Annotated in this window: 14 protein-coding genes; 6 read left to right on the forward strand and 8 right to left on the reverse strand. The window is 33.8% G+C overall.

Features of this window, described 5'->3' with window-relative positions; genetic code table 11:
* Positions 1–148 precede the first annotated feature (148 nt).
* A complete protein-coding gene (locus Q0783_RS14335; protein WP_298896236.1) occupies positions 149–2149 on the forward strand; it encodes a dehydrogenase E1 component subunit alpha/beta in 2001 nt (666 codons plus the stop codon).
* A 9-nt stretch (positions 2150–2158) separates the two neighbouring features.
* A complete protein-coding gene (locus Q0783_RS14340) occupies positions 2159–2470 on the forward strand; it encodes a hypothetical protein (protein WP_298896238.1) in 312 nt (103 codons plus the stop codon).
* A gap of 16 nt (positions 2471–2486) precedes the next feature.
* On the opposite strand, the gene Q0783_RS14345 is transcribed toward Q0783_RS14340, so the two are convergent.
* Entirely contained in the window at positions 2487–3794 is a 1308-nt protein-coding gene (locus Q0783_RS14345; protein WP_298896240.1) for a dipeptidase, read from the reverse strand.
* Positions 3795–3846: 52 nt separating this feature from the next.
* On the opposite strand from Q0783_RS14345, the gene Q0783_RS14350 reads away from it, so the two are divergent.
* Positions 3847–4275 (forward strand): hypothetical protein, encoded by a 429-nt coding sequence (locus Q0783_RS14350; protein WP_298896242.1) that lies wholly within the window; start codon positions 3847–3849, stop codon positions 4273–4275.
* On the opposite strand, the gene Q0783_RS14355 is transcribed toward Q0783_RS14350, so the two are convergent.
* Positions 4272–4841, reverse strand: a complete 570-nt coding sequence (locus Q0783_RS14355) for a biopolymer transporter ExbD (RefSeq protein WP_298896245.1) — start codon at positions 4839–4841, stop codon at positions 4272–4274. The two genes, Q0783_RS14350 and Q0783_RS14355, sit on opposite strands and share 4 nt — an antisense overlap.
* 701 nt (positions 4842–5542) lie before the next feature.
* Between Q0783_RS14355 and Q0783_RS14360 the strand changes: the two genes are divergently transcribed.
* Together Q0783_RS14360 and Q0783_RS14365 are read left to right on the forward strand one after the other, a co-directional pair.
* Positions 5543–7054, forward strand: coding sequence for a DEAD/DEAH box helicase family protein (locus tag Q0783_RS14360; protein ID WP_298896247.1), 1512 nt, complete (start codon positions 5543–5545; stop codon positions 7052–7054).
* Positions 7055–7139: 85 nt separating this feature from the next.
* Complete coding sequence (locus Q0783_RS14365) at positions 7140–7862, forward strand: hypothetical protein (protein WP_298896249.1); 723 nt, start codon at positions 7140–7142, stop codon at positions 7860–7862.
* Here the strand turns inward: Q0783_RS14365 and Q0783_RS14370 are convergent, their stop codons facing one another.
* From Q0783_RS14370 to Q0783_RS14385, 4 genes are read right to left on the reverse strand one after another with little or no spacing between them, the layout of a single operon-like run.
* Entirely contained in the window at positions 7863–9266 is a 1404-nt protein-coding gene (locus tag Q0783_RS14370) for a TolC family protein (protein ID WP_298896251.1), read from the reverse strand.
* 8 nt (positions 9267–9274) lie between these two features.
* Entirely contained in the window at positions 9275–10630 is a 1356-nt protein-coding gene (locus Q0783_RS14375) for an HlyD family efflux transporter periplasmic adaptor subunit (protein ID WP_298896253.1), read from the reverse strand.
* A 12-nt stretch (positions 10631–10642) separates the two neighbouring features.
* Positions 10643–12301, reverse strand: a complete 1659-nt coding sequence (locus Q0783_RS14380; protein WP_298896256.1) for an ATP-binding cassette domain-containing protein — start codon at positions 12299–12301, stop codon at positions 10643–10645.
* Positions 12298–12978 (reverse strand): TetR/AcrR family transcriptional regulator, encoded by a 681-nt coding sequence (locus Q0783_RS14385; protein WP_298896258.1) that lies wholly within the window; start codon positions 12976–12978, stop codon positions 12298–12300. The genes Q0783_RS14380 and Q0783_RS14385 overlap by 4 nt, the downstream gene beginning before the upstream one ends.
* Before the next feature lie 165 nt (positions 12979–13143).
* Between Q0783_RS14385 and Q0783_RS14390 the strand changes: the two genes are divergently transcribed.
* Positions 13144–13602 carry a cold-shock protein gene (locus Q0783_RS14390; protein ID WP_298896260.1) on the forward strand — a complete coding sequence of 153 codons (459 nt, stop codon included), beginning with the start codon at positions 13144–13146 and terminating at the stop codon, positions 13600–13602.
* A gap of 55 nt (positions 13603–13657) precedes the next feature.
* Here Q0783_RS14390 and Q0783_RS14395 read toward each other — a convergent pair whose 3' ends face one another.
* Both Q0783_RS14395 and Q0783_RS14400 read right to left on the reverse strand, forming a co-directional pair.
* The gene (locus tag Q0783_RS14395; protein WP_298896262.1) at positions 13658–14230 is read right to left on the reverse strand and encodes a pseudouridine synthase; all 573 of its coding nucleotides are present in this window, start codon (positions 14228–14230) and stop codon (positions 13658–13660) included.
* 1 nt (position 14231) lies between these two features.
* On the reverse strand, positions 14232–16547 hold the full coding sequence (locus tag Q0783_RS14400) for a type IA DNA topoisomerase (protein WP_298896263.1): 2316 nt from the start codon (positions 16545–16547) through the stop codon (positions 14232–14234).
* Positions 16548–16828 lie beyond the last annotated feature (281 nt).

Genomic DNA, 16828 nt, shown 5'->3' on the forward strand with positions numbered 1-16828 from the left:
AATGGATTTTATTGTAGTTCGATTAACAAAAATAGCGAAAATACTGCTAAAATCACACATTTCAATTTCGCTTAAAAATAAACGGTCTTAACCTTTAAAAACGTCAATTTTTATTTACATTTGATTTACTAACGCAATTTTAAACATAATGTTGACCTCAACCAAGAGATTAATAACCTACGATAGAAAAAATTTAGACGACAAGACCCTATTAAGTCTTTATAAGAATATGCTTAAACCTCGCATGATAGAAGAGAAGATGCTCATTCTATTGCGTCAAGGTAAAATTTCAAAATGGTTTTCCGGAATAGGCCAAGAAGCTATTTCAGTTGGTGTGACCATGGCAATGAACAAAGAAGAGTATATACTGCCTATGCATCGTAATTTAGGTGTGTTCACGACTCGAGAGATTCCTTTATATCGTTTGTTCAGTCAGTGGCAAGGTAAAGCAAATGGCTTTACTAAGGGTCGTGATCGATCATTTCATTTTGGAACCCAAGAGTTTAATATTGTTGGAATGATCTCACATTTGGGACCGCAATTAGGTGTCGCTGATGGTATTGCATTAGCGAGTCTATTAAAAAACAAAAAACAAGTCACTGCTGTATTTACAGGTGAGGGTGGAACTAGTGAAGGAGATTTTCATGAAGCTTTAAATGTCGCTTCTGTTTGGCAATTACCAGTATTATTTTGTGTAGAGAATAATGGATATGGTTTGTCTACACCTACTAATGAACAATACAGATGTAAAGATATTGCTGATAGAGGTAAAGGTTATGGTATGGAATCTTTTATTCTTGATGGTAATAATATTATTGAAGTCTATACAAAAATGCAAAAGCTTGCTGCAAGTATTCGTAAGCGTCCAAGACCAATTTTGGTCGAATTCAAAACATTTAGAATGCGAGGTCATGAAGAGGCTAGTGGAACAAAATACGTACCTAAAACGTTGATGCAAGAATGGGCTAAGAAAGATCCTTTAGAAAATTTTCAAGCCTATTTAAAAGATGAGAAAATATTAACTGAAAAGCAGGAAGTTGCGATCAAGGAAGGGATAATGCATGAAATTCATGAGCATTTACAAATGGCATTTGATGAAGCTCCTATTGTACCAAATATAGAGACAGAACTTAAAGATGTTTATAAAGCTTTTGATTTTAAAGCGGTTGAGCCTAAATCAAAAACAGAAGAACTTAGACTTATTGATGCTATTTCTAAAGGCTTAAAACAGTCGATGGAAAAGTATGATGATTTAGTCATTATGGGACAAGATATTGCAGAATATGGTGGTGTGTTTAAAATTACTGAAGGTTTTGTCAAACAGTTTGGAAAGCAGCGCGTTAGAAATACACCAATTTGTGAGTCTGCTATTGTCGAAGCTGCTATGGGATTATCTATTGCGGGAATGAAGGCTGTCATGGAAATGCAATTTGCAGATTTTGTGACTTCTGGTTTTAATCCTGTAGTGAACTATTTAGCAAAATCACATTATCGTTGGAACCAACAGGCTGATGTTGTAGTAAGAATGCCTTGTGGCGGAGGTGTTGCCGCTGGACCATTTCATTCGCAAACTAATGAAGCATGGTTTACTAAGACACCAGGTTTAAAAGTGGTTTATCCAGCATTCCCTTATGATGCAAAAGGATTGTTAGCAACAGCCATTGAAGATCCAAACCCAGTATTGTTCTTTGAGCACAAAGCATTGTACAGAAGTATTCGTCAGCAGGTGCCTACAGATTATTACACACTACCTTTAGGAAAGGCTTCCATGCTCAGAGAAGGTAATGATGTAACAATTATTAGCTATGGTGCTGGTGTACATTGGGCTTTAGAGACACTAGATAATAATACTGATATTAGTGCTGATATGATTGACTTGAGAAGCCTTCAGCCATTAGATCTAGATGCTATTTTACACTCTGTCAAGAAAACAGGGAAGGCTATTATTTTACAAGAAGATTCATTGTTTGGAGGTATTGCTAGTGATATTTCATCGTTAATTATGGAACATTCTTTTGAACACTTGGATGCACCAGTAAGACGCGTTGCTAGTATGGAAACGCCAATTCCGTTTATTAATCAATTGGAAGAACAGTATATGGCTAAAGGACGTTTTGAAACCGCACTAAAAGAACTTTTAGCTTATTAAATTACAGTCATGACATCATCACACTCAAAGAAAGGCTTTCAATTCGCAATTATTACAATTGTAACATTTCTACTATTTTTGTTGTTACAATTATTAGCTGCTAATGAAAAGATCTCACTAGATTTTTATAGATATGTTAGTGGTTTCCTAATGATTTTAGTGTTTGTGTCTTCAATTATTGGTTTTGTATTTAGTATGAAAGGACTTAAAGACCCTAACTCTGTTAAAAAGATATTTGGGATCATTGCGAATTCTATACTCTTCTTATTGTTTGTAGTGACCGTTATTATGAGATATATCGATTTTAAAAGCGCTATATAACTTTTTTATTTGATCACTAACTTTTTTTGGCAATTGCTTCAACTTCATCCAAAACTCTAAGCAAATTACCACTCCATAGCATTTCAATTTCGTCTTCGGTGTAACCACGTTTTACTAATTCTAAAGTAACATTAAAGGTTTCTGAAGCATCGCTCCAGCCTTCAACACCACCACCGCCATCAAAATCACTGCTGATACCAACATGTTTGAGTCCGATTTTCTCAACCATGTAGTCAATATGATCTACAAAGTCTGCGACATTAACTTTAGGAGGGAAGTAACTCATTTGACTCGCTTTTTCATCTGCTAACGTTACAATTTTTGACCTTACCTCGTAAAAGGCTTCTTTTTCGTCGTCAGTTAATGTTTTCATTTCACTCCATTCATACCATTTAGTTCCTAAGGATGTAGCAATCTCTTTTCTAATATCTTTAATGGCTTTGTTTCTAGCATCGTTCTTTTCGGTATTAGTATAAGCTTGAAACGCAACTGTTTGAATCACGCCACCATTTTCTTTCATCCATTCTAACTGCTCATCATCAAGATTTCTACTATGATCACATAATGCTCTTGCCGACGAATGGGACGCTATTATTGGAGCCTTACTAAGTTCGATCATTTGGCGCATAGACTCTTTTGAAGGATGAGATACATCAATCATGATGCCTAAACGATTCATTTCTTTAATCACTTCCTTGCCTAAATCACTCAAACCATTATGCAACCATATGTCATCTTCTTCACCTGTATTACTATCACATAATTGACTGTGTCCGTTGTGGGATAAAGACATGTATCGTGCTCCAAGATTGTAGAATTTCTCTACGTTAGAAATATCAGTTCCCACTGGATATCCATTTTCAATACCAATCATCGCTACTTTTTTTCCAGTTTTTGAAATACGACGCACATCATCAGAGTTCAAAGCAAGTTCGATTTGGTTTGGCGCTATATCTTCAACTAATTTATGAATAGCATTAAATTTTGACATGGCATTGTCATATGCTTTTTTGTAGCCTTCATCTGTAAGTGTATCTTGACCAGTATATACAATAAACCAAGCTACATCTAAACCTCCGGCTTTCATTTTTGGTAAATTAACCTGAGATTCTAGATTTTGTGTGTAATTGATAGAATCTGTAAAATTCTTTACATTAATGTCACAATGTGTATCTAAGGTAATCACGCGATCATGAATGGCTTTAGCACGTTCAATAAGTGCTATAGAATCATTTTTACTAGTTGTTTTACTATCAGTTTTAGAATCAGTTTTACAAGAAGACGTCATAATTAAAATACAAAGGGAGAGATATAATGATTTCATAAAAGTTGGATTTCGTTTCGATTGTGAAGTTACAAAATCTTATATTTAAAATATGAATTCCTCTACGTCTTATACTGTTTATATTTTAATATTAATCTGTGTATTATTGATTAACTGTAAAAGTGAACCACCCAGTCCTTACGAATGGAAAACCATTGAAGTCACAGCAACAGCCTACAATTCTTTGGCATATCAAACTAGTTCAAATCCACATATTACGGCTTTTGGTGATAGCTTAAAACCGGGTCTGCGTTATATCGCTGTTTCAAGAGATTTGCTTAAAAATGGTTTGGTACATAATACACCTGTGAAGATTGAAGGAGTTGAAGGGACGTATTTAGTCAAGGATAAGATGAATAGGCGTTGGAGGAAACGAATAGATATCTATATGGGAACTGATGTCAAAGCTGCTAAAGAATGGGGCAGACGCAAAGTTAACATCAGTTATAGAATTGAAATTGAGTTAGACTCTTTAAATTAATTCTTGATTTCTGCTTCAGACAGTATAAACGGATAGGCATTCTTAACCTGTTTTAATTCTTCTTTTGTGAGTTTATTAGATGGTTTTTTTATAACGGTTTCAGAATAATTGTTTCGCAATTCATAATAGGCTTTAGTTAATTCGTCTTGAACTTGAATGTAAAATTTGTAGGATGTGAGCTTGTCATTATTTAAGGATATTACTGCTTTATTTGGGTTGTCAGATGAATTATTATCTTTTAAACCATTACAATAATTACATGTATTATCACCATTGTTATCAAGAAAAGCGATTGCAATGTCTTTGAGTTCTTCAATATTAACAATCTCATTTTCTACCCACAACTCATTTTTAGAGTTAATTTTAACTTCTAAAATGTTACGCTGTTTGATGATGTCTTCATCACAAATTGTATTAGGCGGACAAGGAGGTGGAAGTTTTCGGGTGATGCCTTCGTCCTTTTCTGGTATAGCAGCAGTAACTAAGAAAAAGATAAGAAGTAAAAAAGCAATGTCAGCCATTGAGCCTGCATTAACTTGAGGGCATAGTCGTCTTGATGTTCTCATAATAATAGTTTTTAAGATTATTGTTATGTGTCACAAGCCTCAAAAACGATACCATTTTCTTAAAACCAAAAAAACCAGAATACTTAAAGTATGCTGGTTTTTCCGGATATTATACTGAGAATAAACTCAATATGCGTTTTGATTGATGAATAATGTTGTTATCACTATTAACGTAACGTCTCTAGATCGTCATTTGTTGTATGTGATGTGTTGATAATTTTTGTTAAAGCTTTCATGGTAGATTGATGTTTTGATTGATGAATTTTAATTTCTATAGTTATCTATAGCGTCTTTTTTGGTTCCAACTGTACATTCTTGTTTCAGTTGAAGTACTTGATAATTGATTGTTGTTTAAAGTTCTCATGATAATTGATTTTTTTTTGATTGATGATTTTGAAATAGATATAATTATCTATATCGTCTTTTTTGATTCCAAGTATAAATTTTAGTTTCTGTTGATGTACTTGATAATTGATTGTTGTTTAAAGTTCTCATAATAATTGATTTTAATGATTGATGTTATACTAGAAAGACGACAGAATTATAAAAATGTTACAGTACTTTGCATTACATAGTAGTAATTTAACATTTTTTAACAGGATAGGGTAGGAATTACTTTTCAATTGTTTTTAACAATATGCTTAAATAACTCTTATAAAAGCTTAATTTTGCAAGAATTGATTTTCTGAAGCTATTAATTTATGTCCGAAACCCTTCAAATAACAAAAAAGGAAACAAAAAAGCGTCTTTATGATTACCAAATTGCTGATCTAAATCGCATATTTGATGTCTTTGAGGCTGCACCTGATAATTACAATCTCTTGTATCAGTTACCAACAGGAGGAGGTAAAACAGTTATTTTTTCTGAAATAGTTAGACAGTATATAAAGAAGCACCAAAAAAAGGTGGTCATTCTTACACACCGAATTGAACTATGTAAGCAAACGTCTAAAGTTTTGCATGGTTTTGGTGTCAATAATAAAATAATCAACAGTAAGGTTAAAGAATTACCAGATCAAGACCAGTACCAGTGTTTTGTGGCTATGGTTGAGACGTTGAACAACCGATTAAATGATGGTAAACTTAACCTAGAAGATATTGGTCTTGTCATTATTGACGAAGCACATTACAATTCGTTTAGAAAGTTATTTAAATTTTTTGATAATTGTTTCATTCTTGGAGTTACTGCGACACCTTTAAGTAGTAACATTAAATTGCCAATGAAAGACAACTATAAAGAGTTGATTGTTGGAGATAATATTTCGACTTTAATTAAAAATGGATTTTTAGCTTCAGCCGAAATTTATAATTATGATGTGTCGCTAAATACTCTTAAAATAGGTATCAATGGAGACTATACTGTAAAATCTTCAGAAGCATTATATACTAATGCAGCGATGCAAGGTAAGCTACTGTTTGCCTATGAAGAATTATCTAAAGGCAAGAAAACCTTAATTTTTAATAACGGGATCAATACCTCAAAGGAGGTATACTATACGTTTAAAAGAGCTGGTTACGATGTTCGCCATTTGGATAACACATCAAGTAAACAGGAGCGTAAAGAGATTTTAAAATGGTTTAAAAATACACCTAATGGTATATTGACTTCTGTTAGTATCTTAACCACAGGTTTTGATGAGCCATCTGTAGAGTCCATTATCTTAAATAGAGCGACACGTTCTTTAACCTTATATTTTCAGATGATTGGTAGAGGGTCGAGAATTCATGGTGATAAAAGTAAGTTTACGGTTATTGACTTAGGAAATAATGCAGTGCGATTTGGACCATGGAGTCAACCAGTAGATTGGCAGCATATCTTTAAAAATCCAGATTTCTATTTAGAGAATCTTCGTAATGATGAAGACATAGAACGAGAATTTGTATATAAAATGCCAGAGTCGTTAAGAAAGCGTTTTACCAAAAATCCTAATGACGATTTTGATATAAAAGAAGAATACAAAAAGGTGATTAGAGAAGGTAAGAAGTCTATGCAAGCTATTGAAAATAGTATTGCACAACATTCAGCTTTGGTTATCGCTAATAGTGAAGATGTTTTTGAAGCGAGGGAGTTAGCAAAATTATTACACGATGATATTTGTTATCGCATTAAACAGTATTGTTATTGTATTATGAATAGTACAAAAAACTATAAAGACTGGTTATTAGAAGAATATACTCGTAAATTGCGTTTAAGTTTCAACGGAAAGTTTTAACGTAAAATTAAAATGTTTACGCTATAAAGTCGTTACTTTTATTGTTAGGTATGGTTTTTGAAACGACTATACTAAAAGAAATGTGATGAAAAGACAGCTATTTTTTTTCTTATTTACTATATGTACTTGTTCTCTGTTTGCCCAACAACCAGATAAGAACGAGAAGAAAACTATTAGAATACCTGCTGTTGAAACCAAAAAGAAGGACACTACACCTAAACTTATTATAAAGCCCGAGTCTAAAATTGGAATAACTAAGCCTAAAAAGAATGTTGCTGGTATTCCAACTGAAAGTAAAGCAGCTATTAATAAATCTAAAAAGGAATTCTCAATGATTCATGATAATGGCTTGAGAAATCCAGGAGAAATTTTTGAAAAACGTTTTAAGAAAGTAGCTGTAGAGCAAGGTCTAGCTATTGAAACCATGGCCGATGTGTTCTTAGGTGATATCAAAAGCAATGGTGCCTTTGTTAAAATTGTTTGTCGTGATCACGAATATCCGGATGGTGATTTGGTTCGTGTATTTGTTAATGACGAAATTATAGTTCCTTCATTATTACTTACTGCTGGTTATAAAGGTTTTGACGTAGCTTTAACTCCAGGTGTTAATAAAATTGTGTTCTTGGCTTTAAATCAAGGTGATTCTGGTCCTAATACGGCTGAGTTTATCGTATATGACGATAATGGAAACTTAGTCTCTTCAAAAAAATGGAATCTTCTAACAGGTGTTAGAGCCACAGTTAATGTGATTAAGCAAAAACCTTTAAACGAAAAAGAGCCTAAAACTGAAAAGGCTAATAACAATTAATTAAAGATTTTGAATATCTCTTGATAGACTGTTAAAGAGCTTTGCTTTTGTTTTCAAATATTTATTTTGCAGTGAAATGGCTTTTAATTGTGAATCAATTAAACTTTTTTCTCGAGAATTAATTAGAAATAAAGAACTTTCTCCAAAACTAAACTTTCGTTCTTCGGCATTGAGCATAGTCGTATAATCTAAAACGATGTCATCTATGAGCAAGTTTTGTGTTTGAAATGATTCTAACTCTCTATATAAAGCCAAAACTTTGTTTTGAATCGTAATTTTCGCATTATCAATTTCAAATTGTAAATCTTGAAGCTTAGCTTTAGCCAATCTTAAGTCACCTCGTTCTTTTCTTAAAAAGAGAGGGAAGGCTATGCTAAATCCGCCTTTATATTGGTTCGTATTAAATGATCTTGCAATATCTGGAGTTTCAGTTAAAAAGTTGTATTGTACATCAATTTTTGGCAAAAGCTTATTTGCTTTAAGTCGCTTATCAACTTCTAATCCTTCATATTTAAATGCTAATGACCGCAATTTTGGATGATTTTCTAATACGAAATCTGTTAGCGGCAGACCAGAAATTTCTAGAACATCATCAACGGTATTTTCAACAGTTGTATCTGGAATAACACTAGGTTGTATTTCTATGGGAATATCATTATTTAGCCATAGAAATGTCGATAGTTCTAGCGAGGCCTTCATAAATTTCACTTTGGCCTGTTCTAGACCTAAAGCTCTATTCTTTACTGTTATACCAGCTTCAACAGAATCTATAGCCGCTTTATCTCCATTTTCAACTCTGCGTTTAACACCTTGAAATCGAATTCTAGCATTTTCTAAAAATTGCTCATAGAGTTTGGTCTCACTGTACATTTGCAACCATTTGAAATAAGCCAATGAGGCATCAAACAAAATTTGGTTAACTAATATCTCTCGATCGGCCTTTGTTTGCTCTCTAAATAATTTAGCCTTCTTTAAGTCGGCCATTCGTTTGTTAATAAACAGACCTTGCCCTAATGAGGCTGATATGCCAGCGCTGTACAAACCATCATCTGGCAAAGAGTTTTGTAGGTTTAAAAATGAACCATCTGTTTGCTCAAAATTTCCTTTAAGTTCTATGCCATACCATGTTGGGATCTTAAATGTTGCATTTAACAAATCATAGTATTCTATATTTTTAAATTTCTTACGCTCATTATCAACTTCGACTTTTGGGTCAAAACTACCTCGTGCTTTCATTAAGTTGGCTTGCCCAAATTGTAAAGTAAGTTCGGCTTGTTTTGCTATGGGATGATATTTTTTCACATAGCCTAAATATTCACTAAAACTGAGTATTGTTGGCTCATCATTTTGTGAGAAGCAAAGCGATACCATAAAAAGACATAGTACACTAAAATGTTTCGTCATAATGGTCATTATTTTTTAGCTGTTTTCGGTTTCGAATCAGTTTCAGGTTGATAATAGTTAGGAGGGAAACCATTCAGTTTTCGCCATAATTCGAACCAGATAGGCACATCTTCTAATAATGCAATTGTTTTTGCGCCAGAACCAACGCGTATGGCATCTGGCCAAGGATGGTCATCTTCATCTGGAGCGAGTAAGACTCTAAATTTGCCATTGCTACTTATAAATCGTTCTATAGCTACTACTTTTGCACCATAAGTACCATAGGATATATTTGGCCAACCACTAAATACAATAGCAGGCCAGCCATCAAACTGTACACGAACTTTTTCGCCTTTGTGAACCAAAGGTAAGTCTATTGGGTCAACAAACATTTCTACAGCGATGTCATAATTAGAAGGCATAATACCTACTAACTCTTCTCCTTCTTTAAATGTTTCTCCAATTCCGCCTTTAATGGCTTTGTTTATAAAACCGTCTTGAGGAGCTCGAATATAATAGAGGTCATTCCTAATTTCATAATTCGTAAAATCACTTTCTAATTTTGTGACTTGAGCTTCAGCATCAAATTGATTAGACTCTGCTGTGAATTTATCACTCTGCGCTTTAGAGATCTTATCTGCATATTCGGCCTGTACACGATTAATTTCGACTTTGGAATTAATCACTTCATTTTTGGCCGCAAGTAATTTGTTTTTCTGAGAGATTAACTTCGCCTGCGATTCTTGAAATTTTGAACGCTTTTCTTCGAGCTCTGTCAAGGATTTTAGACCTTCATCATATAGTTTTTGTATGGCTCCAATTTGACGCTCAGCTATTCCTAAATTAATTTTTACTGCTTCTAAATCAATACTATCATTCTGTACTTTTAGTTTTGCTTGCAATAATTTATTTTGAGCTTGCTCTAATTTTAATTTACGCTCTCTACTTAAAGCACTAATTTGGTTGTTAAGCGCATTTACTTTTGAACCATATGACACAACAGAAGCTTCTTTAGCTTTAATTTGTTGCCCTGTACGATTGACTAGGTTAGGATCAAAATACTCATTTTTTATTTCTGAAATAAATAAAATTGTATCCCCTTTTTTTACTTCATCACCTTCTCTTACATACCATTTTTCTATACGTCCTGGAATTGGAGATTGAATAGTTTGTGGTCGCTGATCTGGCGTTAAAGTAGTTATCTTTCCACGACTATTTATGTTTTGCGTCCATGGTAAAAACATGACAACAATAACGGTAATCGCAAAAGCAATTAAAAAGCGGTTGAAATGTTTATAATGCCTTTTGTGAAATACTTTTTGTACCGATTTATATGGTGATAAATCAACTTTTTTATTGAGTTTATTATGAGAAATATTTAGCATTGTCTTTCAGGTTTAAACAATTTTACCATTTTCTAAATTGATAATTCTTGTGCATTTAGTTTTCCAATCCATGTTATAGCTCACTACTACTAATGCCCACGGATTTTGCTTATCTGTTAAGAAATCTATGATTTTTAAGGCTTCAGGCTGATCAAATTGCTCTAAAGGATCTTTAAGTAATAAGAGTTTTGGTTTTTTAAGTATGCTTCGCGCTAACACAATTTTCTTTGAAACTGTTGACGACAAACGCTTTCCTTCTGGATACAAGATGGTTCTTAAACCATTTGGCTGTGATTTGACAAATTCTACCAAGTTTGTTTGTTCTAAAACAGTATTGATTTCCTCTTGGGAGATGGTGTCATCTCCAAAAGTTAAATTATCCCTTATAGAGCCTTCAAATGGAGATTCCTCTGCTAGAGATTGGCCTACTAAACTTCTATAATCATTAAGTTTTATACCACTTAAAGCAATATCATTGACATAAATACCTCCTTTAGAAGGCTTATTAATTCCAGCTATAAGTTTCAATAATGTAGACTTTCCAGAACCATGTGAGCCATGTATTAAAATTCGATCTTTTGGATCGATCTGTAATGAAATGTCTTCAATAATTGGGTTTGGTTTTTCAGGGACAGTATAACTCACACGATCCAATTCGACTTTAAGTATTGAATTTTCAGAACTAACAAGGTCTCCGTCTTGTGATTCTAGTTCTTTGTCAACTACTTGTCCGAGTTTTTCAATTGAAGTAAGTACATCATAAAAAGACTCTAATCCTAAAATTAGTTTTTCAACAGAATTAATGACTAATAGAATGATGATTTCTGCCGCAACAAACTGTCCGATATTCATTTCTTGACTTAATACTAGAAAACCTCCAATAACTAATAATCCAGCAGTAACAAGGACTTTAAAGCCTATAAGCTTTATGAATTGTTGCACAAGAACTTTGAAATGACCTTCTCTGGCGTCTAAATAATCAGAAACTAATTGGTCGTTTTTGTTAAGGGCTAGATTCGTTTTTCCTGATAATTTGAAACTTAATATAGAGCGTGCTACCTCTTGTATCCAATGTGCTACTTTATACTTTTGTTTAGACTCATCCAAACTTGTGTCTAGGCCGCGTTGTGCCGAAAACTTAAATACGACGTAGATTAAAAGAATGAGTAAAATCCCATAGATAATGAAAAATGGGTGATAGAACGACAGTAGCATTAATCCAAAAATGATTTGAAGCAATGCGGCAGGGAAGTCTATCAATATTTTAGACAAACCTTTTTGTACAGTTAGTGTGTCAAAAAACCTATTCGCCAATTCTGGAGGATAGTAATTACGCAATTCACTCATTTTTATCTTCGGAAATCGATAAGAGAATTCAAATGAAGATCTGGTAAATATTTTTTGCTGAACGTTTTCTATGATACGCATTTGCATGAGTTGTAAAATTCCTGCAAATGCCACACCTAGCGTAACTAAAATAACTAGTACAATCCATGAGCTACTTATTTGAGCTCCTTGTATAAGATTGATGATTGCTTGAATCCCTAATGGTAGTGAAAGGTTCACTAGTCCTGCAAAAATGGCATAATAAAACACCTGCTTAATATCTTTACGGTCTAGTTTTAAAAGACCTATTAAGCGTTGCCAAGACGTCAATATTGTTTTTGTCATTTGTTAGTTGTTAAGGCATTAAAAACTAAATGTGTAAAATAATCTGAAGGTTGTATTTTATGATCACAATCTGTGAGCGACTTGAAATGATCTTTTAAAAAGTGCTGATGTAAAGCGCCTTCTAAAACAGTACTAGCAAGACTATGAGGGAATTTATAATCTTTATTAACTCCAATCATCATATCACGTAATCGTATGACAAGTCGTTTATAGATAGAGAAATAACCATCTTTATTTTCTTCGTCAACCTCTTTGGTTAAATATGATTTTGAATATTCATTAATGACTACACGACTTAGAACAACTTCATCTATATGTTCAAATGTCGAATCTGCTTCTATTGTGCGTGTTAATATATTAATTGCCTTTTCTAATTTTTCATTTGGATTAGACATATTGGCTGTCGAGAACACCAGCTGATATTCTAACCATGCCCAATACCAAGATGTTAGGTAGAGTAGCAGTTTATGCTTGCTGTCAAAGTAACGATAGATTGAACTTTCGTTAGAACCAATAGCATGTCCTAGCTTTTTGAAGGTGAAACTTTCAAAACCAACATCATCAATTAATTTGATGCTATTTGCTATGATACGCTTACCGAGATCTGATGATTGCGGATCCTTTAAATAGATCTTATCATTGATGTCAATTTTTAAATTTGATAGTAAACTTTTCATTTATTTATAAATTACGTGCAAATATAATAGCATTACTATTAATTTTGCAAGTTTTAACTTTAAGTTAACTTATTTCATATTTACTTTAGATATTCAATTATTACTGCTATCTTTACGTAAAGAGGTGTATTGTGCACCTTATAATACTAGATTTCAAAATAAAGAATGGCAAAGTCGCAACAGACATTTAACAAAAGTGAAAAAGAAAAAAAACGTTTAAAAAAACGCGAAGAAAAGCGCAAAAAAATGGAAGCGCGTAAGCTAGAAAAGGAAGAAAAAGGAGGAGAGAGTATTCCGTTTGCTTACGTAGATCAGTTTGGTAATTTAACAGATACACCTCCTGATCCAGCAGATAAAATTAAAGTGAAGGCAAAGAACATTGTGCTTGGCGTGCCCAAAAAAGAAGACGTTGAGGAAGAAGAGTACGATCCAATTAGAAAGGGAAAAGTGTCTTACTTTGATAACTCTAAAGGTTTTGGTTTTATTATCGATACAGAAGATCAGGAAAAATATTTCTGCCACGTGAGTGGATTAATTGATGAGATTCAAGAAAATGATAAAGTACAGTTTGAATTAGAAAAAGGGAATCGTGGTATGAATGCGGTTCGTGTGAAGTTAATCTAATTTGACAGATGTATTATAAAATATTAAAAAGCTAATGATTCTTCATTGGCTTTTTTTATGGAATAGACATTAGTTTATTAACTTCTCCCATCTCTAGGTTATTTAAAGTGATACCTCCAATCCTTACTCTTACCAATCGCAATGTAGGAAAGCCTACTTGTGCAGTCATTTTACGTACTTGCCTAAACTTTCCTTCATTAATAGTAATTGAAATCCATGAGGTTTTGCCATGGCGTTCATCACGAATCTTTTTAACACGTTGAGGAAGATTTGGAGTAGCTTCTAATTTAAAAGCTTTGCAATGTTTCGTTATATATGATTCATTTTTATGGGTAATGGTTACACCTTGCTGCAATTCAATTATGGCTTGATTTGTAATGTCTCCATCTACTTGTACGTAATATTCTTTATCGGTTTTTGAGCTGGTAATCTCGTAGCTTACTTTTCCATCTGTGGTGAGTAGAAGTAAACCTTCAGAGTCTTTATCTAGTCGTCCAATAGCCATAGTGCCTTCTGGGAAATCGTATAATTCTCCTAAGAATTTTTTATTGCGTTCATGCCTAGCATTTGTTTTAAACTGGCTCAAATACCCATAAGGCTTAAAGAGTTTAAAATGGTAATGCTCCATATTAAATATCTCCTTTTAAAATTGAATACACCAAATCCTTAGTCAGCTGTTTGTCTTTCGCTTTGGAGCGGATAGTATCAAAGGACATTCTAAAATCGCAGCCCGATTTGTAGGCGCTGCAGCCATAGGCAGTTTTTCCTTTGATAATAGTCCCATTTTGACATTTCGGACATTTAACATCGTCTGATTTTTTCTCATCGGAAATTTTTATAACTCCTTTCTTGGCTTCTAAAACTAATTTAAAAGATGCATCAAAACGAAGCAAGCCCTCTGAGGTAGCATTATCAGATTTGAATCCTTTAAGGTTAACAGTGGATCCTTTTTGTAATAAACGGACAAATTGTTTTTCGGAAATCTTTTTTCCATAGATTTTAAAAGGCATTACAAAATCGCAACCCGATTTAAAATGACTACAACCATAAGCAGATTTGCCTTTGAGGATATGACCCTTTTTGCATTTAGGACATTGCTCTGAAGTAATACCTGCAGATTTGGTTTGTTTTGCTGTTGCTTGTCGTTGTTTAATAACAACGGCTTGAGAGATATTGGCACGAGACGATTCTCTGCGGACTTCATACACGAGCTCATCGACCATTTTTTTCATGTTCTTGATGAACAAACTGGCACTATATTCTCCTTTTTCAATGTCTTTGAGCTGCTTTTCCCAGAGCCCGGTAAGTTCAGCCGATTTCAGTAATTCATTTTGAATCGTATCTATAAGCGCTACTCCTGTTACTGTTGGTAAGATTTGCTTTTTATTGCGTTTGATGTACTGACGTTTAAACAGGGTCTCAATTATATTGGCGCGTGTTGATGGTCTACCAATACCATTTTCTTTCATTAAATCACGAAGCTCATCATCGTCTACTTGTTTTCCAGCTGTTTCCATAGCACGTAGGAGAGAGGCTTCGGTAAACTGATTTGGAGGTTTGGTTTGTTTTTCCAAAAATGAAGGTTGGTGAGGTCCTTTTTCGCCTTTTTCAAATGTTGGGAGTATATCCTTAGGCTGATTGCTAGAGGAAGAAGAGGTTTTTCCGAATTTAAACACGACTTTCCAGCCTTCTTTTAAAATTTCTTTTCCAGTAGTTTTAAAATTGACATCATCTGCTTTTCCAATAACAGTTGTATTAGAAACGTCACAGTCTGGATAGAATACAGCTATGAAACGCTTGACAATAATATCATAGACTTGTTGCTGATTGTATTGCAGGTTGATTTGGATTCCGGTTGGAATGATCGCATGGTGATCGGTTACTTTTTTATCGTTGAATACCTTTGCCGACTTCTTTATTTTTGTACCTAAAAGCGATTGGGTCAATTCAGAATAATTAGTCAGTTTCTGAAGTATACCAGGCACTTTTGGATAAATATCTGTTGGTAAAAACGTTGTATCAACCCTTGGGTAAGTCACTACTTTTTGCTCGTAGAGTTTTTGTACAATCTTTAAAGTTTCATCAGCTGAAAAACCAAATTTAGTATTGCAATACACTTGCAATCCTGTTAAATCAAAAAGCTTTGGTGCGTATTCTTTACCTTTCTTTTTAGTAATGGAAACAATTTCAAAATCATGCTCCTTGACTTTATTGGCTAAAACTTCACCATCGCTCATATTTAGAAAGCGACCTTCCTCATAAGCAAATAAAGTGTCTCGATATAGCGTTTGTAATTCCCAATATGGTTGTGGCTTAAAATTTTCAATTTCTTTAAAGCGATTTACAACCATGGCTAAGGTTGGTGTTTGTACACGACCAACTGAGAGTACTTGCTTATAACCACCATGTTTTACTGTATACAATCGTGTTGCATTCATGCCTAAAAGCCAATCACCAATGGCACGAGAAAATCCTGCATAATAAAGATTGTCATAAGTTTCTGAGTCTTTGAGGCTTTCAAAACCTTCTTTAATAGCTTCTGTTGTTAATGATGAAATCCAAAGGCGCTGCACTTTTCCTTTATAATTGGCTTGGTCTAACACCCAACGTTGAATGAGCTCTCCTTCTTGACCAGCATCACCACAGTTAATGACAACGTCGGCTTTATCAAAAAGAGATTTTACAATATTAAACTGTTTTTCTATCCCTGAATTGCTCACCACTTTAGTTTTGAACTTTTCTGGAAGCATTGGCAAGTTATTCAAATCCCAGCTTTTCCAATAGGGCTTATAGTCGTTGGGTTCCATGAGTGTGCATAGATGCCCAAACGTATAGGTCACTGCATAGCCATTCCCTTCATAATAGCCATCGCGCTTAGTGTTTGCACCAAGAACTTGTGCTATTTCTCGAGCTACACTAGGCTTTTCGGCAATACAGACCTTCATTTGTAATGGCAGTTTTTTTGAATTAAACAGAACTGCAAAATAGGAAATTGTTGTTGTTTTTTGAAAGAGATTTATGCAGAGTTATTAACTATTCTGATTTAAAAATCATGATCGCGAACCTCTGTATTTTCTTTGTACAATCAAACGATGCCAAAACATATTCCATTTATATCTAAGACCTAGTAATTCCCAGTTAATATCAAATTTTTCTGAATCGGTTTTGCGATATGTCGGAATGGTGATATTGCAATGTAGCATTGGCAATTCTCCTTTTACTGTTT

Origin of the sequence: uncultured Psychroserpens sp. (assembly GCF_947500255.1) — a bacterium.
GTDB lineage: Bacteria > Bacteroidota > Bacteroidia > Flavobacteriales > Flavobacteriaceae > Psychroserpens.